This window comes from Mycobacterium sp. 050272 (assembly GCF_039023525.1).
Classification (GTDB): domain Bacteria; phylum Actinomycetota; class Actinomycetes; order Mycobacteriales; family Mycobacteriaceae; genus Mycobacterium.
In genome coordinates this window covers 190851-214777 of the sequence record NZ_JBCHKV010000005.1, presented here as the reverse complement: position 1 = coordinate 214777, position 23927 = coordinate 190851, and the positions used below count along the sequence as shown (strand labels likewise).

Here is a 23927-nt window from a genome sequence, read left to right as displayed (position 1 = left end):
AAACAAGCTCCGAAGCGAGCACTCTGGATCGCGGTTTCGGCCGTGATAGCCTTCGCGCCCTCGGTGGTGCTGGTGAGCATGCCCGGCGCGGCGGCGGCGTCGCCGTGCGCCGGCGAGGGGGCAAACCCCGTGTCCTGCCAGCACTGCATGTTCTATGTCGAGGCGTATCACACCGCGAACGTGTGTAACGCCCCGGCGCCGCGGCCGGCCCCGGCACCGACGAGCACCCCGGTGTACATCCCGGAGCCGCCGCCGTTGCCCCTGCCGCCGAGCCCCACGCGCGCGGCGCCGACGCCCGTGCAAACCCCGAAGATCAATCCGCCGGCCCCTGGAGCGCCGCGCAACGTCGGGGTAGTGGCACCGCCGAAGAAGCTGGATGCACCGCCGCAGGCGGTCGCGGCGGCCAAGGCCGCACCGGTGGCGCGCCTGAATCCCGCCGACCCGCCGAAACCGCCGACCTCGACGGACTTCAATCAGCAGGTCCAGAACGTCATCACCAACCACAGCGAAAACATCGAGCAGATCAGGGCCGACAACAAGGTGCTGGTCCGGCCCCGGCACTGGGACTTCGTCGACTACGACGAGGATCACCGCCCGACCCTGTACAACCCGCTCAGCCAGGCGATGACTTTCCGCTACACCTATGACGGCGCGTCCCGGGACGCGTACCTGCCGGCCGGTGGCCGGATCGTGCTGGATGCCGGTGCCGCGGGCCTGGTCCCGTTCACCGCGGTCGGCGAAAGCTACCTGGTCGCGGGCAGCTTCTACGGCGGGGCCTTCGTGCCGCCGCCCAACGCGCAGGGCCCGCCGCCGCCGGAGTACGCCGCGCCGGCGCCCCCGACGCTGTACCAGAACGTCCTGGCCGAAGTTCCCGCCGACAACCAGATCGTGCAGGTCGGCCAGGTGGCGGTGCTGGGGCGCGACGAAAGTCAACCCGCGGGCAGCCAGGACAGCTTCCTGCTCGACGACACCACCGTGGCCTGGGGCCAGGTGACCGATCCCACCAGCGGCGTGCAGATCAGGGTCAGCAAGACCCAGTCACTGCCGGGCTTCGGGCCGACCGACAACGGCGACTTCTTGGTGACGCTGGCCGTCCACGGGGACCAGACCCAACCCGCCATGCCCGCCGCGCCGTCCCAACCCTGGTGGCCGTGGGCAGTGCGGTACGGGCTGCTGGTGCTGGCGGTGGTGCTCATCGCCGGTCTGCTCAATCGTCGAGCCAAGAGTGACGAGGCCAAGAAAGAGTCCGCGACCGAGCTAAGGCATTAGCACCGTTGACCGGGATATCTCAGCTCCTCGGTGCGCTCGCGTTAATAATTCTGGGTGGGGTCTTCGCGGCGATCGACGGGGCTATCAGCACGGTGTCGCTGGCCCGGGTGGCCGAGCTGGTGCGCGACGAGCGGCCCGGCGCGCGATCGTTGTCGAAGGTGATGGCCGACCGGCCGCGCTACATCAACCTGGTGGTGCTGTTGCGCATCACCTGCGAAGTCACCGCGACCGTGCTGCTGGTGGTCTTTCTGTACGACAACTTCGGCCTGAGCTGGGCGGTTTTCGGCGCCGCGACCATCATGGTGCTGACTAGCTTCATCGTCATCGGAGTGGGCCCGCGCACGCTCGGCCGTCAGCACGCGTACACGATCTCACTGGTGCTGGCCATTCCGCTGCAGGTGATTTCGTCGCTGCTGATGCCGGTCAGCCGCCTGCTGGTGGTCATCGGTAACGCGCTCACCCCCGGCCGCGGCCTGCGAAACGGGCCGTTCGCGTCCGAGATCGAGTTGCGCGAAGTCGTCGACCTGGCCCAGCAGCGCGGCGTCGTCGCCGCCGACGAGCGCCGGATGATCGAGTCGGTGTTCGAACTCGGCGACACCCCGGCGCGTGAGGTGATGGTGCCCCGCACCGAGATGATCTGGATCGAGAGCGACAAATTCGCTATCCAGGCGACCAATTTGGCGGTGCGCAGCGGACATTCGCGAATTCCGGTGATCGGCGAGAACGTCGACGACATTGTCGGCGTGGTCTATCTGAAAGACCTTGTCGAGCAGACGTTCTTGGCTCCCGATGGTGGTCGCGACATCAAGGTGGCGCAGGTGATGCGCCCGGCCGTCTTCGTGCCCGACTCCAAGCCGCTGGATGCGCTGCTGCGCGAAATGCAGCGCGACCGCAACCACATGGCGCTGCTCGTCGACGAGTACGGCGCGATCGCCGGTCTGGTCAGCATCGAAGACGTGCTGGAGGAGATCGTCGGTGAGATCGCCGACGAATACGACGAGGCCGAGGTAGCGCCGATAGAAGACTTGGGCGACAAGCATTTTCGGGTGTCGTCGCGGTTGCCGATCGAAGACGTCGGCGAACTCTACGACGTCGAATTCGACGACGATCTCGACGTCGACACGGTGGGCGGCCTGCTGGCATTGGAGTTGGGCCGGGTTCCGCTGCCAGGTGCCGAGGTGGTCTCGCACGGCCTGCGGCTGCGCGCCGAGGGCGGGCCTGACCATCGCGGGCGGGTGCGGATCGGCACCGTGCTGCTGAGCCCGGCCGAGTCGCAGGACCACGAGCACGAGGGCACGCATCATGGTTGAGCAACTCGACTCCGAGGACGCCAAGCTGGTGGCGTTGGCCCGGTCGGCGATGGCCCAGGCGAAGGCCGGCAGCGCCGCCTCGGTGCGCGACGTCGACGGCCGCACGTATGCGGCTGCGCCCGTGGAGTTGTCGGCGCTGCGGCTCACCGGACTGCAGGCCGCGGTGGCCGCGGCCGTATCCAGCGGGGCGACGGGCCTGCAGGCCGCCGTGCTGGTGGCGGGGTCGGCCGACGACGCCGGCATCGCCGCGGTGCGCGAGCTCAGCCCGACCGCGGCGATCATCCTCACCGATGGCGCCGGCGACCCGCTATGAGCGAATTCCGTTCGGGCTTCGTATGTTTGGTGGGCCGGCCGAACACCGGCAAGTCGACGCTGACGAACGCTCTGGTCGGCACCAAGGTGGCGATCACCTCGAAGCGCCCGCAGACCACCCGCCACACGATCCGCGGCATTGTGCACCGGGAGAACTTTCAGATCATCCTGGTCGACACCCCGGGCCTGCACCGGCCGCGCACGCTGCTGGGCAAGCGGCTCAACGAATTGGTGCGGGACACCTACACCGAAGTCGACGTGATCGGATTGTGCATCCCGGCCGACGAGGCCATCGGACCCGGCGACCGCTGGATCCTCGACCAGATTCGTTCGGTCGCTCCGAAGACCACCCTCGTCGTCATCGTCACCAAAATCGACAAGGTGCCCAAGGACCGGGTGGCCGCCCAGCTCCTCGCGGTCAGTGAACTCGTCGACGGTGCGGCCGAAATCGTTCCGGTGTCGGCGGCGGCAGGCACCCAGGTCGACGTGCTGATCGATGTGCTGGCCGCCGCGCTGCCCCCGGGCCCGGCGTATTACCCCGACGGCGAGCTGACCGACGAGCCCGAAGAGATCCTGATGGCCGAGCTGATCCGCGAGGCCGCGCTCGAAGGGGTTCGCGACGAGCTTCCGCATTCGCTGGCGGTGGTGATCGACGAGGTCAACCCGCGCGAGGACCGCGACGACCTGATCGACGTGCACGCGCTGCTCTATGTCGAGCGGGACAGCCAGAAGGGCATCATCATCGGCAAGGGCGGGGCCCGCCTGCGTGAAGTGGGCACGGCGGCGCGTGGGCAAATCGAGAAGCTGCTGGGCACCAAGGTGTACCTCGACCTGCGGGTCAAGGTTGCCAAGAACTGGCAAAGCGACCCCAAACAGCTTGGGCGACTGGGCTTTTAGCTAAACCGGCGTCGCGATCACAGACGGCGCGCCGTGATGGGCGGATCCGTTCCAAGAATCTTTTGAGGGCTTTCCCAGAAGGTTTCTCTAACGGTCGACGCGGACCGACGAATTCGGAACGCACAGAAGCCGATCACGGTAAAAGGAGGGTCGCTGGCGATGACGCAACCGTTGGCGGTCAACGTCGAGAAGCAAGAACTTCTGGCCCGGGCCGCCGAGCTGGAGCAGCCGATCCCGGGTCTGCCGTCGGAATTGCAAGCGCTGCAGGCGCCGTGCAACCTCGCGCCGATCGTCGCGGCAGCCGAACAACTTGTCTTGTCCGCCAACAACATGCGGATCTATCTGGCGGTGGGCGCAAAGGAGCGGACAGATCTGGCGGAGTCACTGCGCAACGCCGCCGCGGCGTACGAGGATGCGGACGAGGGCGCCGCACAGGCTCTGCACAACGGAACCTCCGTGCCGAACCGGCCGGTGCAGCACGCCGCTCAGGTGGTGGACCGGGCCTCGTTGAAGGACACGCGGCTGGCGGCCGACCCGTTGCCGAACGAATTTCAGGCGGTCAAACAACGGGCGTTCGACTTGGAGCAACCCGACCAAGGTGCCGCATTTCTCGCCTTCGCCGATGCGTGGGCGGCCCATCGGATCGCGTTGCTGCAGGCCGTCGTTCGCTTTCGGCCGTTCACCGAATGGTCGGGCACGGCGTGCGCGGCCGTCGAGGCGAACTTCGATCAACAGCGATCGTGGCTGACCGGGATGGCGGAATTGTGCAACCAGTTGGTCACTCAGGCCCACACCGTCGTCGATGCGCATCGCTGGATGCGCGGTGCGCACATCGTATTTCCCGATCTCAACCCCGCCGGCGGTGACTACGTCCTGGACTACGCGGAAATTCTGCGTTGCGAACAAACCTGGGAACGAATCTGGGACGACCCCTCCCAGGCCGGATACAAGCAGTCTTACATCGAGTTTTTCCAGAAAGCTCAGGAGAAGTCTGACGAGCTCATTGCGCAATACCAGCAGAAGGCGAACCTGCCGTTGGCTCCGATCAACCCGCCGACGCCGCCGGCGGCCACCGGAATCCAGCCGCCGTCGGACGACAACCTTCCTGACGGCGGCGGGCCCCTGTATCCGGACGGCTCACCCGGCGATGCACCAGTCGGGGTACCCAGCGTCCCCAGCATCCCGAGTCTGCCGACGGGCAACACCCCAAAGGCGCCGCCGCCGCCCAGCCCCGCCGTGGCGGGCATCGACAACGCCAAGGTTGCGGGCCTGCCGAAAGCGGGCGCGCCGGGGCTCAAGCCGGCGTCGATCGGCCTCGGCGGGCTCGGAATGCCGTCGACTCCGTTGCAGGATCCGCACTACGCCACGGCATCGCCGGGTGCCGCGGCCAAGGGTGCCGAGGGCCCCGGCTTCGCGGCCCCCGGCCGGAGCGCGGCCGGTGCGATGGGCGGCGGCGGCATGGGCGCAGCTCCACTGGGCACCCAGGGCGATCGGGGTGCCGGCAAGGGCACGCGCCTGCAACGCGACGATGACGCGATCTACACCGAGAACCGCGCATGGACCGAGGGGATCATCGGGCGACTCCCGGCGCCGAAGAGCGCTACCGACCAGAAGGGTCAGAAGCCGTGAGCATCGTGCGGCCGACGGGTCAGTACGCCGAGCAGATGCTGGCGCCGAACGGGTGGCCCCAGGTCGATGAGGACGCCTTGTATGACCGGGCTCAGGAGTACATGCGGGTGATGTCGGAGGTCACCCGAGTCCTGGAAGCCTGCCGGCACGAGCAGATCTCGATCTTCGAGACCAGTGTCTGGACGGGCGGGGCGGCCGGCGCCGCTGGCGACGAGCTGGCAACACGTATCGACGAGCTGACCACGCTGCGGCGTCATTTGGCGAGAGTGATTGCCTGGCATCGGGATATCGCGGGGTCGGTTGTCGGGGCCAAGTCGGAGATCGGTGACAACGTGGAGCTCGCTCACCGGCGGATCAACGAACTGGAGAACGACTCCCGCCTCGAGGCCGCCGAGCGAACCGACGCGATCGAGGCGCTGGTGAGTGCGACGCTGGCGGCCAATGTCAGCGTCGTGAACGACACCGCCGAGCAGATTCGGGCAATCAAGCAGGGAACCCTCCCGTCCAGTGCCCCGCGGAACCTGCTCAGCCAGCAGGCATTAGCGCCCGCCGCCGGCCACGATTCCCCGGCGGATGCTCCCGATCGGTCGGCTTCGTGCGCGCCCGCCAGCCTTGCGCCGGCAACGGTGTTGCCGTCAGTTCCGGGTGTGAGCCCGCGACCGACTCCTCAGCTGCCTTCGTTGCCGGCGACAACGGCCGCGCCGGAAGGGGCGTCGGTGCCGCTAACGCCAGCGGCTGCTGGGCGCCCCGCGGCCGCGATGCCGGAGACTTCCGGTGGGGGACCGGCCGTGCACGCTTCGGCGACACCGCCGAGTTCGCATGGAGGCGTGCGCAGCAAGGGTGTGGTCTCCGTCCGGCCGTTGTCGGGAGACCCGTCACCAGCGCCCGCCGCTGATCCCGGTATGCCGGGGATGCCCATAACAGCCCCGGCACCGATGACGCCGGCCACAACGGGCGGTGCTCAAGGAGCGGGGTCGGGGTCGCGTGCCCCCGCCGGGCAGTCGTCGTGGCGTAAGCCGTCCCCGGTGCGACCGGCGGCGGCCGCCAAGCAGTCGTCGCGGCATCGGGCCGCTACGCGTGCGGAGTCGGCTGACTCCAGCCGTGCATCCAACGGTGTTGCGGCGCAGCTGATTTCGGTCTCACTGGCGCGGGCTGCCCGTGATGCCATCGCCAATGCCTCCGTCGGCAATGCCGCGGGTGACACCGGCACCGACGCGCTGCGGATGGCGCGCCACGTCGCGGCCGCCTTGAACGCGCCGGTCGCCGGCAGCACCGGGGATATCGGCTTCTTCTGGCTGACCGCGCTGACCACTGACGGCGAGATCGTGGTGGCCAACAGCTATGGGCTGGGCTACATTCCCGACGGCGTGCAGTTGCCCGAAAAGGTGCACATGGCAAGCGCCGACGGGTCGATACCGGCCGGCGAGCGGGCGCGCTGGGCCACCTATCCGGTGCTGGCCGTGCAGGCCTGGGCGAGACATCGCGGCACAGAGCTGCGGGCGGTGATCGGAACCGAGAAGCAGTTGGCCGATTGCGATCCCGGCGCGGCCAAGATCGTCCTGAGCTCCGATGACATCCCGGACAGCGGCGTGATGGTGGGGCGAACCCGGCTCGAAGTAGTGGACCCGCAAGCGGCTCATCGATTGGCAGCGACCCCGGATCGGGATCTGCTCGACCTGCTATCGCCGGCAGCGGCCGGCGACCGGCCGACCGACCGACGAGCCACGTTGTGGATCGCGGTGATGCAGCCGCTGGCCAGCCAGCTTGCCGGCCGGCAACCCGCACATCTGCGGGCCATGCACGCCTACGCCGTGCACACCCGGGAGGTACTCCTGAACCGGTCCCACACCACGGTGGATCCGGTCGTCCAGCGCAACACCATCGCTGACTGGCTGTACTGGAATCACCTGGTGTCGCGACTCGACGACACCCTCGCCGAGGCGGCATAAGTCTGCGTTTCGCTCCAAGAATCCGTGAAGGGCCGTCGCTCAAAATTTAGTCAGCGGCCGGAAAGCCACCGGCCCGGTTCATCGCCGAACCGCATCAAACGCATCGAGAGCAAGGAACCGCAGATGAACGTATTCGTAGATGCCGCAAGGCTGATCGCCAATCTGGGCGGCCTAGGCGCACAATTCAACGGCTCAGGTAGCGGGAGTTACGGCGGCGAATACATCGCGTCTAGTGTGACCAGTATGAGCGCCGACGCGCTGTCCGGCGGCCTCGTTGGCTACAAGATGGTTCAGCAATATCGACTGTCCCGGAACATGTCTCCCGAAGAGTTGGAAGAGATGAACAAGGGGATGAAGGACAGCACCAGTCTCATCCTCAAGACGCTCACCGTCGTCGACGTCGTGGAGCTGATGACCGGATTCGGGCCGCCCTGCGACGGCGGGGATTTCGCGGCAGGATCTCAACAGCTCATCGAAATCTCGGACCAGCTGATGTCGGCGCTCCCGGATGACGACTGGCAGGGCGATGCGTCCCAGGCCTATGCCCAACAGGTGACGGCACTGAGGACTCTTGCGCAAGGGATGGCCGAGCTAGACCGCCAGCTTGCCGACATCACCAAGAATCAGGCCGAGTGGGTCACTCATATGCGGTTGGCCTTCGGCATATTGAAGGATCTCCTGATGGCGGCATTTGGCATTGAGTTGGCCCTGAAGATATCGGTGCCTCAGCCGGCCGGCCTCGCCCTCGCCGAAACATTCGCCACCACCGTTGCCGTCTTGGGGATCGGTGCTGCCAGCTCCTTCGTTTTCACGCTGTTCCGCTACTCGCAAGACAACGCGGGCAAGGCCAACGAAATAATCTCCAAATACCAAAAGCTGGCTCCGGTTTCAACGGGTACCACGTCTGCCGAGTCGCACGTGGCCGCCGCGCTGAAGTCCACCACGCCCGACTTCGGTGAGGTCTCGAGGAAGATGACTGACGTGTTCAGCGCAGTCGAGCTCGCCACGCCGGCACGCCCGGATGCTTCGACGAAGCAAAGCACCCCCGCCGGCGCGGGTGAAACCTCGCAGCGACGGCGCGTGTTGGACGCGCGCGATGAGGCGGCTGCGGCCACGCCGTCATCGGGCGCGCCTACCTTGGCTCCAATCGCTCAAATGCCTGGCAAAGCCGCACAACTCAGTCAGAGTGCGGGGCCGCGACCGATTTACCCCGTGCCCCGAACGGGCCAGAAGGCGGGTCTCTCCGAGGACGAGAGGTTTGCCGACGACGTCGACGACGGCGCAGCGGCACCGGGTGCCCAGGGCGCCGAGCGCGCACCGATCGAGTTCGCAGCGCCCGAGGCCACCGTACGACGTGCCGGGTAAAGCACACGTGCAGTCAAAACTATTGGCAGACACGCCAATACATCCTGAAAAGGAGAATAAACCATGTCCGATTTAGTCGTTACGCCGAACTACCTCGACCAGCTGGCCACAATTGAGAACCAAACATCCGCGAAGATCGGATCGGCGGCCGAGGTGACCAACGGGATCAGCTCCGCCGTCTGGCTTACCCACGGGGTGGGCAGCGAGCCCTCCAATATCGCGCTGACTCGTGTCGAGGCCGCGCGCCGTTGCGCGGTCGAGGCGATGCAAAGTGTCTGCCGAGACCTCGCCGCCAAGCTGGGCACCGCCGCCGCCGCCTATGCCAGCACCGACGAGTTGGCGGCCGGCACCATTGACAAGCAACTCGTTGGCCGCTGAAAACGATGCCCTCCCACGCCCGGTGGGAGGGCATCGTCGTCTGCGCAATCGTTTCAACACCCATGCGCCGGGTACCACTGACCGACCGATACAGCCTCAATCGGAAGGCAGGACATGGATGCATTGACTTTTCTCCGCCAAGACCACAAAAGCGTGCTCGGATTGTTCGAGACGCTCGATGGTGCCCCGTCGGGCTCCGGCGCCGAAGCCAGCGGCCTGGAAACCACGGTGAACAACCTGATCATCGCCGAGTCGCAGCACGAGGCGATCGAAGAGCAGTTCTTCTGGCCCGCTGTGCGCGAGGCGCTCGGTGATGCCTTCGCCGACAAGGCGATCGAACAGGAGCAGACCGGCAAGAAGCTGCTCCAGCGGCTAGAAGACGGCAAGCCCGGCGACCCGGATTACCACGAAGCGTTACAGCAATTCGTCGAAGCGGGCCGGGAACACATCGCCTACGAGCAAGAGGTGGTGTGGCCCCAGGTCGAACAGGTTATGAGTCGCGAGGAGCTGGAGAAGATCGGCGAAAAGCTGGAAGCGGCAAAGAAAATCGCCCCCACCAGGCCGCACCCCGACACTCCGCCGAACGCTGCGGTGCAGAAGACGATGGGAGTGGGGGCGGCAGTGGTAGACCACGTGCGCGATGCGGTCACCGGCCGCAGCCAAGACAACCCGCCGGACCCTCAGGCCCACTAGGCAACGCGAAGACTGGGCATCGGAGTATCCGATGCCCAGTCTTCGTTGTTACCCGATCATGTTGTGGGCGAGTGCTGTTCGTGCGTGAACGGCTTTTCGGCCTCGACCGCCGGCGAGCCCTGCGGGTTCTGTTCGGCACCCTTGTTTTGGCGCGTCTGTCCACCCAGCCATTGCTTTTCCGGCCTTTCGACGTAGTCCCATTCCATGCCCTGTGGCCACGGGCCCTGCCCCTGGTTCCACGGCCCACGGATCGATTCGCCGCCGCCGTCGGACATGTTGAACGCCACATTTTGGAACCGGGGATCGCCCGCCAACTGTCCGGGCGGGAAGTTGACCGGAAGTTCGTTGAGCGCAGCGGTGAATTGCTGATAGTGCGCCACTTCACGCGTCATCAAGAACGTCAGGGTTTCCTGCACACCCGGATCATCGGTGAACTGCTTGAGGTACTCGTAGACGACTTTGGCCCGGGACTCGGCGGCGACGTTGTTGCGCAGGTCGACGGTGGGATCGCCGTTGGCATCGATGAATGCCCCGGTCCAGTTGTTGCCTCCGGAGTCTTTGACGTCGGGTCCACCGCCGCTGAGCACGAGGAACATCGGGTTGACGGCGACCTGATGAATGATGTTGTCGCGCCCGTTCGTACTGGCGACGGTCGGCATCCAGTCGCACCGTTGATTCGCGATCTTGAGATCTTCGCTGAGTCCGTCGAGCAACATGGTGATCATCGATCCGACCATCTCGAGATGGCTGAGCTCCTCGGTGGCGATGTCCATGAACAGGTCGTACATCTTGGGATTCTTTTGGCGCAGCACGAACGCCTGGGTGAAGTACTGCAGCGCTGCGGTGAGTTCGCCGTTGGCGCCGCCGAATTGCTCCATGAGCAGCGACGCGAATCGCGGGTCGGGCTCGGTGACCCGCACTTCGAACTGAAGATCTTTGTTGTGCATGAACATTGATTGCCTCCTGGGTGTCGGCACGGCTGGTGTGCGCAGCCGGGTACCCGGGGCATTCGGCGCCAAACGCGGTTATCCAGGTACCCATAGAGACCGTTTGCGGATGCCGACCGCGGGTAGCCGATGCGGATGACGCAAGCAAAGTTGGCGCTGGTGACCGGGGGCGTCCAGTGGATTGATTTCGATACCGATCAGTCGCTAGGAACTAGAAATGCGTTGGGCACCTGAGCATTAACGCTGTGGCCTAATCGTGTGGACGGAAGTGGTCGTGCTCCCACCACACCTTTGGCTGCTTGGCGGCCCAGCCGCAGACGGCCTCCAATTCCGCGGCCAGCGAGATCAGCACGCCCTCGCTGTTCGCCGGGCCCATCAGTTGCACACCGATCGGCAAGCCGTCCGAGGTGAACCCGGCCGGCACGTTGATCGAGGGCCAGCCCAACACATTCCACGGCCAGGTCGCCGGGCACGCCTTGATCATGGCGCGGTCGGTGCCCAAGCCACTGAGCCGGTCGAAGGATCGGGCCAGGGGCGGTGGCTGCGCGGTCGTCGGAGCCACCACCACATCGACGATGTCGAAAATCGAGCCGACCCGTCGCTGCAGCGCGGCTTCGTGCACCCGCGCGTTGCGCAGGATCGCCTGCCCCAGCACATGGCCCATCCGCAGGTTGGACAGGGTGCGAGGGTCCAGGACGACGCCGTCGCCTAACCGCTCCTCCCATTCCCTCAGTCCCGCAGTCGATCTGGCCAGAAAATCCCATCCCAGCCGCACGCCGTAGTCCGGATTACCGTTCACGACCGTGTGGCCGAGCAATTGCAGCTGCTTGCCCACTGCTCGGGTCGCGGCCAGTATCTCCGGATGCAGCTTGGCCCGAAAAAAGGTGTACGCGAACCGGGTTGACAGCGCGATGTTCAGCGGGCCCGGGGCGATACCGACATAGTCGGACGCCCGCAGCGGCGGCGGCTTGTGCCGGTCACCCTCGACATTGCCCGACGCGGCGTCGAGCACCAGTGCCGCGTCGGCGACCGTGCGGGCCAGCACGCCGTTGACCGTGATCCCGTTGAACGACTCCGGTAGCGGCCAGGTCGAGATGCGGCCGCGCTGCGGTTTTATGCCGACCAGATGGGTCCACGCCGCCGGGATGCGGATGCTGCCGGCGCCGTCGGAGCCGATCGCCGCGGTGACCAGGCCGGCGGCCACGGCGGCGGCGCTACCGCCGGACGAGCCGCCCGGGGTGTGCCGCCGTGACCACGGATTGCGGGTGTGCCCGAACCCCGGCCCGCTGGTGAACGGCCACTGTCCCAGCTCGCAGGTGTTGGTCTTGCCGACGATGACCGCTCCGGCGGCCTTGAGGCGGCGCACCACCTCGGAGTCCTGGGTGGCGGGGCGCACATGGCCGTCGGTGCCGAAGGCGGTGGGCACGCCGGCAACATCGACGTCGTCCTTCACCGCGATCGGGACGCCCAGCAACGGCGCCGTTTCGCCGGCGGCTCGTCGCCGGTCGGCCTCGGCCGCGTCCGCCAGCGCGGACTCCGTCAGGACCACCCGGAACGCGTTCAGCGTGGGCTGGCTGACATCGATCGCATGCAGCGAACGGCGCACCAATGTGTCGGAGGTCACCGCACGGCTGTTCAGCTGATACAGCAGGTCAGTGAGTGTGGGCAGGCGCGTGCCGCGGGACCCGGAAACGGGCCCGGAAGGGGACCCAGAACCGGGTCCAGGAGCGCCAATCACGGGGTACGAGACTATCGGCGCGGATCCCCGCGATGTCGCGGCGGGGTGCAAAACTATTGATATGCGGCTGTATCGAGACCGAGCGGTAGTGCTGCGCCAGCACAAGCTCGGCGAAGCAGACCGAATCGTGACTCTGCTGACCCATGATCACGGGCTGGTCCGTGCGGTGGCCAAGGGGGTGCGCCGCACCCGCAGCAAATTCGGCGCGCGGCTGGAGCCGTTCGCGCACATCGATGTGCAGTTGCATCCCGGCCGCAATCTGGACATCGTCACCCAGGTCGTTTCCATCGACGCGTTCGCCACCGACATCGTCAGCGACTACGGCCGGTACACCTGCGGGTGCGCGATGCTGGAAACCGCCGAGCGCCTCGCCGGCGAGGAGCGCGCGCCCGCCCCGGCGCTGCACCGGCTCACGGTGGGCGCGCTGCGGGCGGTGGCCGACGGACGCCGCCCTCGTGACCTGCTCCTGGACGCCTACCTGCTGCGGGCCATGGGCATCGCCGGTTGGGCGCCGGCGCTGACCGAGTGTGCCCGTTGCGCCACGCCCGGCCCGCATCGGGCATTCCACATCGCCGCGGGGGGCAGCGTCTGCCCACACTGCCGTCCCGCGGGCTCGACGACACCGCCGCTGGGCGTGCTGGAACTGATGTCCGCGCTGCACGATGGCCATTGGGAGGCCGCCGAGGCGACGCCGCAATCCCACCGCAGCCATGTCAGCGGATTGGTGGCCGCCCACCTGCAATGGCATCTGGAACGCCAGCTCAAGACGTTGCCGCTGGTGGAGCGTAATTATCGGAGCGACCGTCCCGCGCAAGCGGGAGCTGCTCCCACCATCGCCGATCAGCGCGCCGCGCTGATCGGGCAGGATGAGGCCTGTGGCTAATCGGATGGCTGACTGGGCCGTGAACACATCCGTCACATCCGCCCCTCCGCCGGTCGACATGTGTTTTGCCCGCCTCCGAGCGACAACCGCTGGACGCCGATTTTTGTCGCGCGGAGGCGGGCAAAAGACCGTCCAGCCCCAGCCGAGGCCGGTGGGGCGGACGTGACAAACCGGGCCTTCCCGCAGTTGCCCGCCGCGCCCGAGGACTATCCGACTTTTCCCGACAGGTCAACGTGGCCGGTGGTGTTCCCCGAGTTGCCGCCGTCTCCCAACGGCGGCCCGAGTCGGCCGCCGCAGCACACTTCGAAGGCGGTCGCTCCGCGGATCCCGGCGGATCGACTGCCCAATCACGTGGCGATCGTGATGGACGGCAACGGCCGCTGGGCCACCCAACAAGGCCTGACCCGCACCGACGGCCACAAGGCGGGGGAGGCCGTCGTCATCGACGTCGTCTGCGGCGCAATCGAAATCGGGATCAAGTGGCTCAGCCTGTACGCCTTCTCCACCGAAAACTGGAAGCGGTCTCCCGAGGAGGTCCGCTTCCTGATGGGCTTTAACCGCGACGTGGTGCGCATGCGCCGGGTGAGCCTGCAGGCGATTGGGGTCAAGATCCGCTGGGTGGGGTCGCGGCCTCGCTTGTGGCGCAGCGTGATCAACGAATTGGCGGTCGCTGAGGAGATGACGAAGGGCAACGACGTCATCACCGTGAACTACTGCGTCAACTATGGCGGCCGTGCCGAAATCGCGGACTCCGCAAAGGAAATCGCACGCTTGGCGGCTGCCGGCCGGCTGAATCCCGAGCGCATCACCGAGGCGACGGTGGCCCATCACCTGCAGCGGCCCGACATCCCCGACGTGGATTTGTTTCTGCGGACCTCGGGGGAGCAGCGCTCCAGCAATTTCATGCTGTGGCAGGCGGCCTACGCCGAATACATTTTTCAGGACAAGCTGTGGCCCGACTACGACCGTCGCGACCTGTGGGCGGCCTGCGAGGAATACGCGGACCGCAACCGACGGTTTGGGAGCGCCTGATGCCATCTCTACAAGAGCGCCTTGGGTCGGTTCTGCGCGACGTGCTGACCGTCGAGGACGAACCCGACGGCGGGCTGACGGTGCACCATGACGGCACCTTCGCGTCGCTGCGGGTGGTGAACATCGCCGAGGGACTCGACCTGGTGTCGCTGACCCAGGTGGTGGCGTGGGATCTGCCGCTGACCAAGAAGCTCAGCGATCAGGTGGCCAAGCAGGCGCACAACAGCAACTTCGGCAATGTGACCGTGGTCGAGAAGGTCAGCGACAAGGCCGCGCAGCGCAACTCCGGCAAGGGCGCGGCCAAGACCGCGGACGTGATGCTGCGCTACAACTTCCCCGGCGCGGGCCTGGCCGACGACGCCCTGCGCACCCTGATCCTGTTGGTGCTCGACTCGGGCGCTCAGATACGGCGCGTCCTGACGGCCTGACGGCCTCAATCGCCGAGCGCCCGGCCAGCCGGGCGTCAGACGCCGACCGCCCGGACAGCCGGGCACTCGCGGGCGAAGATTAGCGGCCGCAGTCCGAGCAGGTCCCGAAGATCTCGATGGTGTGGCTGACCTCGGAGTAGCCATGCTTGGCGGCGACCTGCGCCGCCCACTCCTCGACCTCGTGGTCGCCCACCTCAATGGTGGACCCGCAGTGGCGGCACACCAGGTGGTGGTGATGGTGCTCCGAGCAGCGCCGGTAGACGGACTCGCCGGTGTCGGTGCGCAGCGTGTCGACCAATCCCGCCGACGCCATCGACTGCAGCGTCCGGTAAACCGTGGTCAGCCCGATGTTCTCGCCGCGGCGGCGCAGCTCGTCGTGCAGCTCCTGGGCCGAGCGGAATTCATCGAGCGTTTCCAGCAGCGTGGAGATCGCCGCCCGCTGACGGGTGGAACGGACGCTCGGTTGGGTCATGGCGTGTCCTCGCTGGCGTGGGCGACGGCGTCGACGACGATGTGCGCCAGGTGGTGGTCGGCCAGTCGGTACAGCACCTCGCGGCCGGACCGCTCCCCGGCGACCACTCCCGCCGCCTTGAGAATCTTCAAATGCTGGCTGACCAGCGGTTGTGGCACGCTCAGCGCGTCGACCAGCTCGTGCACGCAGCGCTGGGATTCGCGTAGTTGCAAGACGATGGCGATCCGTACCGGTGCGGCCAGGGCCCGCAGCAGCTCACCGGCGGCATCGAGGACTTCTCGCGACGGTGGCTCGGGATATTCGGCGAAGGCAGTGTGCTCGCCGGCGCTCACCTCGGCGTGCCGGTGGGCGACCAGATCCGACGGTGAGCCGTTGGCGGCTGTCGGCGATGAGGAGGGCATCACCATGCGAGCGTCATCTCCTCGAAGTGCCGGGTACGTGGAGTGCCCACTATAGAGAACGACTTCCACTGTCACATGCATGATGACGCATGTCAAAGACTGCGGCCCGGTCGATACGATTGCTGATGTTTCGCGGGCGACGATTCGCCGCCCCGCCTCCTCAGTGATCCGAAAGGGAGTGGACCACCCCGTGGCGTCCGTCATCGACACCGTCGTCAACCTGGCCAAACGGCGTGGATTCGTCTATCCCTCGGGGGAGATCTACGGCGGCACCAAGTCGGCGTGGGACTACGGGCCGCTGGGCGTGGAGCTCAAGGAGAACATCAAGCGGCAGTGGTGGCGCGCCGTGGTCACCGGCCGCGACGACGTCGTGGGACTCGACTCGTCGATCATCCTGCCGCGCCAGGTCTGGGTGGCCTCCGGCCACGTCGAGGTGTTCCACGACCCGCTGGTGGAGTCGCTGATCACGCACAAGCGCTACCGCGCCGACCACCTGATCGAGGCCTACGAGGCCAAACACGGGCATCCGCCGCCCAACGGACTGGCCGACATCCGCGACCCGGAGACCGGCGAGCCGGGTCAATGGACCGAGCCGCGCGAATTCAACATGATGCTCAAGACCTACCTCGGCCCGATCGAGACCGAGGAGGGGCTGCACTACCTGCGGCCCGAGACGGCGCAGGGGATCTTCATCAACTTCGCCAACGTGGTGACGACAGCGCGGCGCAAGCCGCCGTTCGGCATCGGGCAGATCGGCAAGAGTTTTCGCAACGAGATCACCCCGGGAAACTTCATCTTCCGCACCCGCGAGTTCGAGCAGATGGAGATGGAGTTCTTCGTCGAGCCGTCGACCGCAAAAGAGTGGCACCAGTACTGGATCGATACCCGACACCAGTGGTACATCGACCTCGGCATCAACCCCGAGAACCTGCGCCTGTACGAACACCCCAAAGACAAGCTGTCGCACTATTCCGACCGCACCGTCGACATCGAGTACAAGTTCGGATTCCAGGGCAACCCGTGGGGTGAGCTGGAGGGCGTCGCCAACCGGACTGATTTCGACTTGTCAACGCACGCAAAGCATTCCGGTGCCGACCTATCCTTCTACGATCAGGCTAGCGACACTCGGTACACGCCGTACGTGATTGAACCCGCGGCCGGCCTGACCCGGTCGTTCATGGCGTTTTTGATCGATGCCTATGCCGAGGACGAGGCCCCCAACGCCAAGGGTGGCGTGGACAAACGCACCGTGCTTCGCCTGGACCACCGGCTGGCCCCGGTCAAGGCGGCGGTGCTGCCGCTGTCCCGGCACGCCGACCTGAGTCCCAAGGCGCGGGACCTGGCCGCCGAATTGCGAAAGTCCTGGAACATCGATTTCGACGATGCCGGTGCGATCGGGCGCCGCTACCGGCGCCAGGACGAGGTCGGTACGCCGTTCTGTGTGACGGTGGATTTCGACTCCTTGGAGGACAACGCCGTCACTGTGCGTGAACGCGACGCCATGACGCAGGAGCGGGTGGCAATGGATGCTGTCGCCGACTACCTGGCGGTTCGACTCAAGGGCGCCTAGCGGCCGTCAATCGGCTATTTCGGCAAACCGGGCCATTTAGGTGTAGTGCTGCCCTACGCTCCGGCCTTAGTCTTATACGCAGTGTCCAGTCGCTGGTGACTGTCGGGGTGCAGTGGTAAGGCCGTAGGAACGGCTGGTCGTGTCGAGGTAGTAGATGGTTCTGAATTTCGCGTTTTTGCCGCCGGAGATCAACTCGGCCCTGATGTACGGAGGTGCAGGCTCAGGGCCGCTGTTGGCTGCGGCCGCTGCCTGGGACGGCCTGGCCGCCGACATGTGGGCGTCGGCGTCGTCCTTCGACTCCGTCGTTTCGGGCCTGGCGTCCAATGGACAGTGGACGGGTCCGTCGTCGGAATCGATGACGCAGGCGGCAGCACCGTATTTGCAGTGGTTGCACACCGCGGCGGCGCACGCCTCGATGTCGGCCGTGCAGGCCCGGGTGGCGGCGACGTCGTACGAGTCGGCATTCGCCGCGACGGTGCCTCCCGCGGCGATCGCCGCGAATCGCATCCAGCTGATGGTGTTGATCGCGACGAACATCCTGGGCCAGAACACGGCGGCGATCGCGGCCACCGAATTCGAATACATGGAGATGTGGCTTCAGGACGTGATGGCGATGTTCGGGTATCACGCCGGCGCGCAATCCGTCATGGCGGCATTGCCGTCGATCACTTCGGCACCGTCGAGCCTGGCCGGCCTGTTCACGACGCCGCTGAGCACGCTGGCGTCGCAATTCGCCGGGGCGTTGTCATCGGTGGGTGGTCAGATTTTCGGTCCGGGGTTTTCGTCGGCGGTGACCGCGATTCAGTCCGCGTTGACCCAGGTGGGCTCAATAGTCACCTCGACGCCGGTTTCCTCGTTGATGTCGGTGGCCCAGATCGGGGTGTATCCGGCGACCACGTTGCCGCCGATGATGGCGCTGACCCAGGGCGCCGCGCCGGTGACGTCGTTGGCCGGTGCGACGAACATGGCGGCGACGGGTGCATCGCAGACGGTCGGGTCGACCGCACCGGCAATGAGAATGATGAGCGGCGACGGGAGCTGGGGCTCGTCCATCTCGGCCAGTCTGGGCCGGGCGCGGTTGGTGGGCGCGATATCGGTGCCCCCGGTGTGGCAGGGCTCGACGCCGGCCCCGATCGCCACCTCCGCGATGGCGGGTGCGGGAGCGTCCGGCGCCGTGGCCGAGCCGGTCGGATCCACCAGCGGCATGCCGATGCCCGCGCGGGTGGCCGCGGATCATGACAAGCCGGCCGAAATGGTGGGGAAGGCCGGAACGAGTGCGACCCACGTGGTGCAGTCCCGGCCGAAGGTGGTGCCGAGAAAGGGCGCGTGAACGGGGCCGCAGCGTAGCCGGGCGCAATTGCCGCGGCGGTCATACGAATGAATCGGGCGTGTCGCAAATTTCTCGACATGCAGCCAACTTCTATTCATCGGTTACCCGCTTAATCAAACTATTAGGTACGGTTTGCGGCCGCGAATGATTCCGGCCACGCAATGTTCGCCAGAAGACGCGTACCGCAACCACCCTCATCGTCGGGCGCTGGTCCTGTTGTCGAGTCTGACGGGCCTGAGTCGGTGGCTGTCGCGCCGGCGGCCGCTGCCACGAATGAGCCTGTCGACGGCCCGCAGAATCCCTGTCGAGCAACGGTTTTCGCGCTCACGCCGGCTGGCCTGCCGGGTGCGGCGTGCCACCTCCCAGCGTCGCATCCGGCAATGCCGCGACCGGGCGGCTCGAGCTGGCCGCACTCCCAGGTTGCCGGGTGGGCCGAATTTTGATGATTAACGTCGACAAAACCGTAAATCTCCGACAATTGTCCTTAGCTTTGCTTTAGTATGAAAAATACTCGGCGGCGATTTGTGCGCCGTTGGGGTCTGTGTGAACAGAGTTTCGGGTGTGGAAGGGGGCGTCATGCTTTTGCCTCTTGGTTCACCCCTGCCGAACGATTCGGTCGCGGCAGTTCGGGGTGAGTCAGGCATGCTCGGTCGCTTGACGGTTCCGCTCAGTTGGGGCGTGGCCGTTCCGCCGGACGACTATGACCATTGGGCACCGGAGCGCGAAGAGCTCTCCGACGCCGCTGGCAAGGCGATCGACGGGCCGGATTCAGAGGCGGCTGCCGACGGCATGAGTGAAAAGAAGGAATGGGGGCATTGGAACGAATGGGGAGGCGACGCCGAACCTCGTTTCGAAGCGCCACGAACCGGCCGCGTTGTACCGCATTCTCCGTGGGCCGGTTGAGAGGGAAGACCCGCACGCGATGCGTGCGATGGCGAGCCAGTCACTTGGAGACGTAGACGATGTCGATCAATTACCAGTTCGGAGATGTGGACGCCCACGGCGCCCTCATCCGCGCGCAGGCCGCTTCGTTGGAGGCCGAGCACCAGGCCATCGTTCGCGATGTGCTGGCTGCCGGCGACTTCTGGGGTGGCGCCGGTTCGGTGGCGTGCCAGGAGTTCATCACCCAGTTGGGTCGCAACTTCCAGGTGATCTACGAGCAGGCCAACCAGCACGGGCAGAAGGTGCAGACCGCGGGCAACAACATGGCCAGCACCGACAGCGCCGTCGGGTCCAGCTGGGCCTGACAGATTTCGGGTAGTAGGGGCGTACCGAGCAATCGGTGCGCCCCTACTACTGTGCAGAACTCAGAACCGCCCGCCGCCGCCCATGAAGCCGCCGTCAAAGCCGCCCGGCGAGGAGTTCGACGAGCCGCCGAACGACGTCGAGCTCCAGCCGCCGAATCCGCCCCGCATGCCTCCGCTGAGCAGGTCGCCGATGATGATCCCGCCCAGCATCGCGCCGGCGTCGCCCCCGCTGCTGCGGGTGTAAGCACGCTGGGCCGAGGCCACATCGGAGTTGGCCAGCGACTGCGCATTGGCCGCCAGTGTCGACGCCGCATTGGCGTGCGAGATCGCCTCGGCCGGGTTGGTCGACCGCTTGGCGTGCGCGGCGTCGAGATGCCGCTGGGCCTCGGCGAGGCGGGTGCGAGCGTCGGGCCCGACGCTGCCCCGGCGGGTGTCGATGTACTCCGAGACTCCGCGCACCCGCGATTCCGCGGTGAACAACGCCTGTTCGAGTGAACGGTTGAGCCGATCGGCGTCCGCCTGTTCCTTGGCCACCGTGGCCAGCAGCCGGTTGAGGTCGGAGTCCGCCTTGGCCAGTTGCGCGAAAGTGCCCAGTGGATCGGCCGATTGACCGCCGGTGGCGTCGACTGCTCGAATAGCGGCATCACGGGCCGCCGCGAGTTCGCCGGCATGCGGGGCTTTCGCGTTCTGCCCCTGCAGCTGCGCGGTGGCGTGCTGGATGGCGGCCTGGATGTCGCTCATCACCGCGGGCAGTTGCTCGACGGCGCGCCGGATGTCGGCGGCCGCGTTGTCCACCGCATCGAGCAGCGCGCGAGCTTGCCCGAGCGCCGACTCTGCCGCCCGCACCGCATCGACCAAACCGCTCTGCTGTCCACTGACGGCGTTGGCGGCCAGCGCACGCGCTGCGCTGATGTTGCGGTCGGCGAACGCCAGCCGCTCCTTGGTGGTGACGACATTGCCCGACACCGAAGTCAGTGCCGCAGGGCCGAATTCCTTGTTCAACTGGGCCAGCCGCCGTTCGGCCGGCTCGACGCGGCTGGTGAGTTCGACGACCTGCTGGGTGAGCGCATCCAGGCGGGTGCCGGCGTTGACCACCAAATCGCGGAGCTGCTCGAACGCCGCGGTCTGTGCGTCCAGCTCGCGATCGGCGGTGGCCGCCGACACGATTACCTGGGTGAGCAGGTCGCGCTGTTGTTCGGCCGTCTCGGGCATGGCGTCATCGAGTTGCTGACGGACCGTAAAGGCTTGGGATAGCGCGGCTTTGGCGTTGTTGATGGCCCGGGTGAAGGGTTCGGTGCGCTCGGTGCCGAACTCGTCGACGGCCAGGGCGAGCTCATTGGAGCTGGTGCGTACCGCGTTGTCGACCTCCACCACCATCGAGCGCGACAGGTCGTCGAGGGCGGTCAGTGGCACGGCCGCCAGCGCGGTCGGGTTGGTGGGGTCCACCCGGCGTGCGGCGGCCAGATCGGCGCGGCGGCGCCGGCGGCGGCGATAGCGCATCACGAACACCAGGGCCACGACCGCGACGATGACCAAACCAAGGGTGGCCAACAGCCAGAAGCGGTTCGCCGGATTCGGCTGTGCATCAAGGCCATTCGCTGCGGAGACCGCGGCACCCCGCCAGTCCCCTGCGCGCAGAGCGGGTTCGATTTCGTTGCGGCGCAGCTCGTCCACCTGAGTTTGGGTCACGCCTTTCACCCCGGACGGCACCAGGAAGGCATACGCGCGTGCGGTGGTGGCCACCGCGAGCAGCGCGTCGTAGGTACCCAGGTCGCTTTCGCGGATTGTGCGCTGCGCCCAGGCCACCGAGTTCTGACCGGAGAAGTCGTCGACATAGACCACCCACAGCCGGATGTGGCGGTTGTTGTACAGCTTGTCGATGGCTCCGCTCACATCGGTGCGGCCCGACGGTGACAATGCGCCCGCGTTATCGGTGACATACCCCGGCAGCCGAAACGGGGGCTGTGCGTCGGCGGCCGGTGCCACCAGCAGCCCGGTGACGAGCATCGTCAGGATCACGCCGAGGAAGCGGGCAAAGCGCATAGGTCAATTTAGCGCCGGGGGAGACCGGGGCCATGTCCCGGCATTCCCTGGCAGACTGTGCTGCGGTGACTAAGAAGGTGATCACGAACGTGCAAGACCCATACGACGACTTCGAACGTCAACGGCGGGTTGCCGAAGCGCCGAAGACCGCGGGTCTGCCGGGCACGGAAGGTCAGCACCGCACCGACTTCGCCCGGGACCGGGCGCGCGTGTTGCACAGTGCCGCGCTGCGCCGGTTGGCGGACAAGACGCAAGTCGTCGGGCCCCGCGAGGGGGACACCCCGCGCACCCGGCTGACGCACTCGCTCGAGGTCGCGCAAATCGGGCGCGGCATGGCGATCGGGCTGGGATGCGATCTGGACCTCGTCGAGCTCGCCGGGCTGGCGCACGACATCGGCCACCCGCCTTACGGACACAACGGCGAGCGCGCGCTCAACGAGATCGCCGACGAGTACGGCGGGTTCGAAGGCAACGCCCAGAACTTTCGCATACTCAACAGCCTTGAGCCCAAAGTGCTTGACGAGCAAGGTAATAGCGCGGGGCTGAACCTGACCCGCGCTTCGCTGGATGCGGTCACGAAATACCCGTGGACACGTCGTGACGGTGTCCGCAAATTCGGGTTCTACGAAGAGGACCGCGAGGTTGCGGAGTGGATGCGCGCGGGGGCGCCGCGCGACCGAGTGTGTCTGGAAGCGCAGGTGATGGACTGGGCAGACGACGTCGCCTACTCGGTGCATGACGTCGAGGACGGTGTCGTCTCACAGCGCATCGACTTGCGGGTACTCGCCGACGATGACGAGGCCGCGGCGCTGGCCAAGCTGGGGGAGAGCGAGTTCTCCCGGGTAAGCGCCGACGATTTCATGGCGGCCGCGCGCCGGCTGTCGGGGCTGCCGGTGGTCGCTGCGGTCGGCAAGTACGACGCGACGCTGGCCGCGTCGGTCGCCCTCAAGCAGTTGACCAGTGAACTGGTGGGCAGATTCGCCTCGGCCGCGATCGCGACTACGCGCGCGGCGGCGGGTGCCGGGCCGCTGGTGCGTTTCCAAGCCGACTTGCAGGTGCCCGACTTGGTGCGGGCCGAGGTCGCGCTGTTGAAGATTCTGGCGTTGCAGTTCATCATGTCCGACCCGCGTCATCTGGAGACTCAGGCTCGGCAGCGCGACCGCATTCATCAAGTGGCGCAGTGGTTGTACGCCGGAGCTCCCCGCACGCTTGACCCCTTCTTTGCCTCGGCATTCACCACCGCAGCCGACGACGGCGCCCGGTTGCGGGTGATCATCGATCAGATCGCCTCGTTCACCGAAGGCCGGCTGGAGCGAATCGATGCCAGCCCGGCGAGCCCGTAACGGTCTTGTGCCACCCGTTAGGCTGCGGGCATGCGCAGAAACACCGCCGTTGCCGCCGCCCTGTTCTCGATGCCGATCGTGGCCATGACCGCGTGCAGTTCGCCCCAGCATGCGAGCACCCAGCCGGGTACCACGCCACCGGTGCTCAGCGGGTCCCCGAGCTCGTCGACGACATCGGGTCCGGCGCCCAGCGGCCAAGCCCTCTCGGCTCAACTCAAAGCGCCCGACGGCAAGCAGGTCGCCACGGCCACCTTCGACTTCACCGACGGATACGTCACGATCACCGTCAAGACGGACACCCCAGGCATTCTGGCGCCCGGTCTGCACGGCATGCACGTGCATGAGATCGGCAAGTGCGAGCCGAACTCGGTGGCCCCGACCGGCGGTGCGCCCGGGAACTTCTTGTCGGCGGGTGGCCACTACCAAGCACCGGGACACACCGGAAAGCCCGAAAGCGGCGACTTGTCGTCGCTGGATGTGCGCAAGGACGGCTCGGCTTACCTGGTGACCACGACCGACGCGTTCACCAGGGACGAGCTGCTGGCGGGCAACAGGACGGCCCTGATGCTGCACGGCGTGCAGGACAGTGACATGGCGATGGAGCGCGTGGCGTGCGGCGTGATCGGTCCGGCCAGCTGACCTGGTCGTCACGGGTTTGATGGGACAGCCGTATCCGGCGTCCTAGACTGAG

At 66.6% G+C, this 23927-nt stretch carries 23 protein-coding genes; 18 read left to right on the top strand and 5 right to left on the bottom strand.

Annotation, left to right across the window (positions count from 1 at the left end; all coding sequences use genetic code 11):
- Positions 1-78 precede the first annotated feature (78 nt).
- The 9 genes from AAHS21_RS13060 to AAHS21_RS13020 all read left to right on the top strand — a co-directional run bounded on the left by AAHS21_RS13060 (position 79) and on the right by AAHS21_RS13020 (position 9802).
- Positions 79-1269, top strand: coding sequence for a hypothetical protein (locus AAHS21_RS13060; protein WP_342928224.1), 1191 nt, complete (start codon positions 79-81; stop codon positions 1267-1269).
- 5 nt (positions 1270-1274) lie between these two features.
- Positions 1275-2579 carry a hemolysin family protein gene (locus tag AAHS21_RS13055; protein WP_342928082.1) on the top strand — a complete coding sequence of 435 codons (1305 nt, stop codon included), beginning with the start codon at positions 1275-1277 and terminating at the stop codon, positions 2577-2579.
- Positions 2572-2892 carry a cytidine deaminase gene (locus AAHS21_RS13050; protein ID WP_342928081.1) on the top strand — a complete coding sequence of 107 codons (321 nt, stop codon included), beginning with the start codon at positions 2572-2574 and terminating at the stop codon, positions 2890-2892. Before AAHS21_RS13055 ends, AAHS21_RS13050 begins: the two co-directional genes overlap by 8 nt.
- Entirely contained in the window at positions 2889-3788 is a 900-nt protein-coding gene (gene era, locus AAHS21_RS13045) for a GTPase Era (protein ID WP_342928080.1), read from the top strand. Before AAHS21_RS13050 ends, era begins: the two co-directional genes overlap by 4 nt.
- Positions 3789-3947: 159 nt before the next feature.
- The gene (locus AAHS21_RS13040) at positions 3948-5417 is read left to right on the top strand and encodes a hypothetical protein (RefSeq protein WP_342928079.1); all 1470 of its coding nucleotides are present in this window, start codon (positions 3948-3950) and stop codon (positions 5415-5417) included.
- Positions 5414-7366, top strand: a complete 1953-nt coding sequence (locus tag AAHS21_RS13035; RefSeq protein WP_342928078.1) for a secretion protein EspK — start codon at positions 5414-5416, stop codon at positions 7364-7366. Before AAHS21_RS13040 ends, AAHS21_RS13035 begins: the two co-directional genes overlap by 4 nt.
- A gap of 24 nt (positions 7367-7390) precedes the next feature.
- Positions 7391-8731: an EspA/EspE family type VII secretion system effector gene (locus AAHS21_RS13030; RefSeq protein ID WP_342928077.1), complete on the top strand. Its 1341-nt coding sequence runs from the start codon at positions 7391-7393 to the stop codon at positions 8729-8731.
- 63 nt (positions 8732-8794) lie between these two features.
- Positions 8795-9109 (top strand): ESX-1 secretion-associated protein, encoded by a 315-nt coding sequence (locus AAHS21_RS13025; RefSeq protein ID WP_342928076.1) that lies wholly within the window; start codon positions 8795-8797, stop codon positions 9107-9109.
- A 114-nt stretch (positions 9110-9223) separates the two neighbouring features.
- Complete coding sequence (locus AAHS21_RS13020) at positions 9224-9802, top strand: hemerythrin domain-containing protein (protein WP_342928075.1); 579 nt, start codon at positions 9224-9226, stop codon at positions 9800-9802.
- 56 nt (positions 9803-9858) lie between these two features.
- Here AAHS21_RS13020 and AAHS21_RS13015 read toward each other — a convergent pair whose 3' ends face one another.
- Positions 9859-10755, bottom strand: coding sequence for a manganese catalase family protein (locus AAHS21_RS13015; RefSeq protein ID WP_342928074.1), 897 nt, complete (start codon positions 10753-10755; stop codon positions 9859-9861).
- A gap of 244 nt (positions 10756-10999) precedes the next feature.
- Positions 11000-12487 carry an amidase gene (locus AAHS21_RS13010; protein ID WP_342928073.1) on the bottom strand — a complete coding sequence of 496 codons (1488 nt, stop codon included), beginning with the start codon at positions 12485-12487 and terminating at the stop codon, positions 11000-11002.
- A 61-nt stretch (positions 12488-12548) separates the two neighbouring features.
- Here AAHS21_RS13010 and recO point away from each other — a divergent pair, with 61 nt between their 5' ends.
- From recO to AAHS21_RS12995, 3 genes are all read left to right on the top strand, one after another.
- Positions 12549-13370, top strand: coding sequence for a DNA repair protein RecO (gene recO / locus AAHS21_RS13005; RefSeq protein ID WP_342928072.1), 822 nt, complete (start codon positions 12549-12551; stop codon positions 13368-13370).
- 162 nt (positions 13371-13532) lie between these two features.
- Positions 13533-14402 (top strand): decaprenyl diphosphate synthase, encoded by an 870-nt coding sequence (locus AAHS21_RS13000; protein ID WP_342928071.1) that lies wholly within the window; start codon positions 13533-13535, stop codon positions 14400-14402.
- Positions 14402-14830, top strand: coding sequence for a hypothetical protein (locus tag AAHS21_RS12995; RefSeq protein ID WP_342928070.1), 429 nt, complete (start codon positions 14402-14404; stop codon positions 14828-14830). Before AAHS21_RS13000 ends, AAHS21_RS12995 begins: the two co-directional genes overlap by 1 nt.
- 79 nt (positions 14831-14909) lie before the next feature.
- On the opposite strand, the gene AAHS21_RS12990 is transcribed toward AAHS21_RS12995, so the two are convergent.
- Positions 14910-15302 (bottom strand): Fur family transcriptional regulator, encoded by a 393-nt coding sequence (locus AAHS21_RS12990; protein WP_342928069.1) that lies wholly within the window; start codon positions 15300-15302, stop codon positions 14910-14912.
- Positions 15299-15709 (bottom strand): metalloregulator ArsR/SmtB family transcription factor, encoded by a 411-nt coding sequence (locus tag AAHS21_RS12985; RefSeq protein WP_342928068.1) that lies wholly within the window; start codon positions 15707-15709, stop codon positions 15299-15301. The genes AAHS21_RS12990 and AAHS21_RS12985 overlap by 4 nt, the downstream gene beginning before the upstream one ends.
- A 172-nt stretch (positions 15710-15881) precedes the next feature.
- Between AAHS21_RS12985 and AAHS21_RS12980 the strand changes: the two genes are divergently transcribed.
- The 4 genes from AAHS21_RS12980 (at position 15882) to AAHS21_RS12965 (ending at position 19850) form a co-directional block, all read left to right on the top strand.
- Positions 15882-17273 carry a glycine--tRNA ligase gene (locus tag AAHS21_RS12980; protein WP_342928223.1) on the top strand — a complete coding sequence of 464 codons (1392 nt, stop codon included), beginning with the start codon at positions 15882-15884 and terminating at the stop codon, positions 17271-17273.
- A gap of 154 nt (positions 17274-17427) precedes the next feature.
- A complete protein-coding gene (locus tag AAHS21_RS12975) occupies positions 17428-18603 on the top strand; it encodes a PPE family protein (RefSeq protein WP_342928067.1) in 1176 nt (391 codons plus the stop codon).
- A 642-nt stretch (positions 18604-19245) separates the two neighbouring features.
- On the top strand, positions 19246-19506 hold the full coding sequence (locus tag AAHS21_RS12970) for a hypothetical protein (RefSeq protein WP_342928222.1): 261 nt from the start codon (positions 19246-19248) through the stop codon (positions 19504-19506).
- A gap of 59 nt (positions 19507-19565) precedes the next feature.
- Positions 19566-19850, top strand: coding sequence for a WXG100 family type VII secretion target (locus AAHS21_RS12965; RefSeq protein WP_036469090.1), 285 nt, complete (start codon positions 19566-19568; stop codon positions 19848-19850).
- Positions 19851-19910: 60 nt separating this feature from the next.
- Here AAHS21_RS12965 and AAHS21_RS12960 read toward each other — a convergent pair whose 3' ends face one another.
- A complete protein-coding gene (locus AAHS21_RS12960; RefSeq protein WP_342928066.1) occupies positions 19911-21893 on the bottom strand; it encodes a TPM domain-containing protein in 1983 nt (660 codons plus the stop codon).
- A gap of 65 nt (positions 21894-21958) precedes the next feature.
- On the opposite strand from AAHS21_RS12960, the gene AAHS21_RS12955 reads away from it, so the two are divergent.
- Both AAHS21_RS12955 and AAHS21_RS12950 read left to right on the top strand, forming a co-directional pair.
- Complete coding sequence (locus AAHS21_RS12955) at positions 21959-23236, top strand: deoxyguanosinetriphosphate triphosphohydrolase (RefSeq protein WP_342928065.1); 1278 nt, start codon at positions 21959-21961, stop codon at positions 23234-23236.
- A gap of 30 nt (positions 23237-23266) precedes the next feature.
- Complete coding sequence (locus AAHS21_RS12950; RefSeq protein WP_342928064.1) at positions 23267-23875, top strand: superoxide dismutase family protein; 609 nt, start codon at positions 23267-23269, stop codon at positions 23873-23875.
- Positions 23876-23927: the final 52 nt, after the last annotated feature.

Excerpts from the sequence above, each read along its gene's own strand:
- AAHS21_RS12950 (WP_342928064.1), top strand. The coding sequence starts at position 23,267 with ATGCGCAGAAACACCGCCGTTGCCGCCGCCCTGTTCTCGATGCCGATC.
- AAHS21_RS13020 (WP_342928075.1), top strand. The coding sequence starts at position 9,224 with ATGGATGCATTGACTTTTCTCCGCCAAGACCACAAAAGCGTGCTCGGA.
- AAHS21_RS13025 (WP_342928076.1), top strand. The coding sequence starts at position 8,795 with ATGTCCGATTTAGTCGTTACGCCGAACTACCTCGACCAGCTGGCCACA.
- era (WP_342928080.1), top strand. The coding sequence starts at position 2,889 with ATGAGCGAATTCCGTTCGGGCTTCGTATGTTTGGTGGGCCGGCCGAAC.
- AAHS21_RS13050 (WP_342928081.1), top strand. The coding sequence starts at position 2,572 with ATGGTTGAGCAACTCGACTCCGAGGACGCCAAGCTGGTGGCGTTGGCC.
- AAHS21_RS12960 (WP_342928066.1), bottom strand. The coding sequence starts at position 21,893 with ATGCGCTTTGCCCGCTTCCTCGGCGTGATCCTGACGATGCTCGTCACC.
- AAHS21_RS12990 (WP_342928069.1), bottom strand. The coding sequence starts at position 15,302 with ATGACCCAACCGAGCGTCCGTTCCACCCGTCAGCGGGCGGCGATCTCC.
- AAHS21_RS12965 (WP_036469090.1), top strand. The coding sequence starts at position 19,566 with ATGTCGATCAATTACCAGTTCGGAGATGTGGACGCCCACGGCGCCCTC.
- AAHS21_RS12995 (WP_342928070.1), top strand. The coding sequence starts at position 14,402 with ATGCCATCTCTACAAGAGCGCCTTGGGTCGGTTCTGCGCGACGTGCTG.
- AAHS21_RS12970 (WP_342928222.1), top strand. The coding sequence starts at position 19,246 with ATGCTCGGTCGCTTGACGGTTCCGCTCAGTTGGGGCGTGGCCGTTCCG.
- AAHS21_RS13015 (WP_342928074.1), bottom strand. The coding sequence starts at position 10,755 with ATGTTCATGCACAACAAAGATCTTCAGTTCGAAGTGCGGGTCACCGAG.
- AAHS21_RS12975 (WP_342928067.1), top strand. The coding sequence starts at position 17,428 with ATGGTTCTGAATTTCGCGTTTTTGCCGCCGGAGATCAACTCGGCCCTG.
- AAHS21_RS12985 (WP_342928068.1), bottom strand. The coding sequence starts at position 15,709 with ATGGTGATGCCCTCCTCATCGCCGACAGCCGCCAACGGCTCACCGTCG.
- recO (WP_342928072.1), top strand. The coding sequence starts at position 12,549 with ATGCGGCTGTATCGAGACCGAGCGGTAGTGCTGCGCCAGCACAAGCTC.
- AAHS21_RS13060 (WP_342928224.1), top strand. The coding sequence starts at position 79 with ATGCCCGGCGCGGCGGCGGCGTCGCCGTGCGCCGGCGAGGGGGCAAAC.
- AAHS21_RS13040 (WP_342928079.1), top strand. The coding sequence starts at position 3,948 with ATGACGCAACCGTTGGCGGTCAACGTCGAGAAGCAAGAACTTCTGGCC.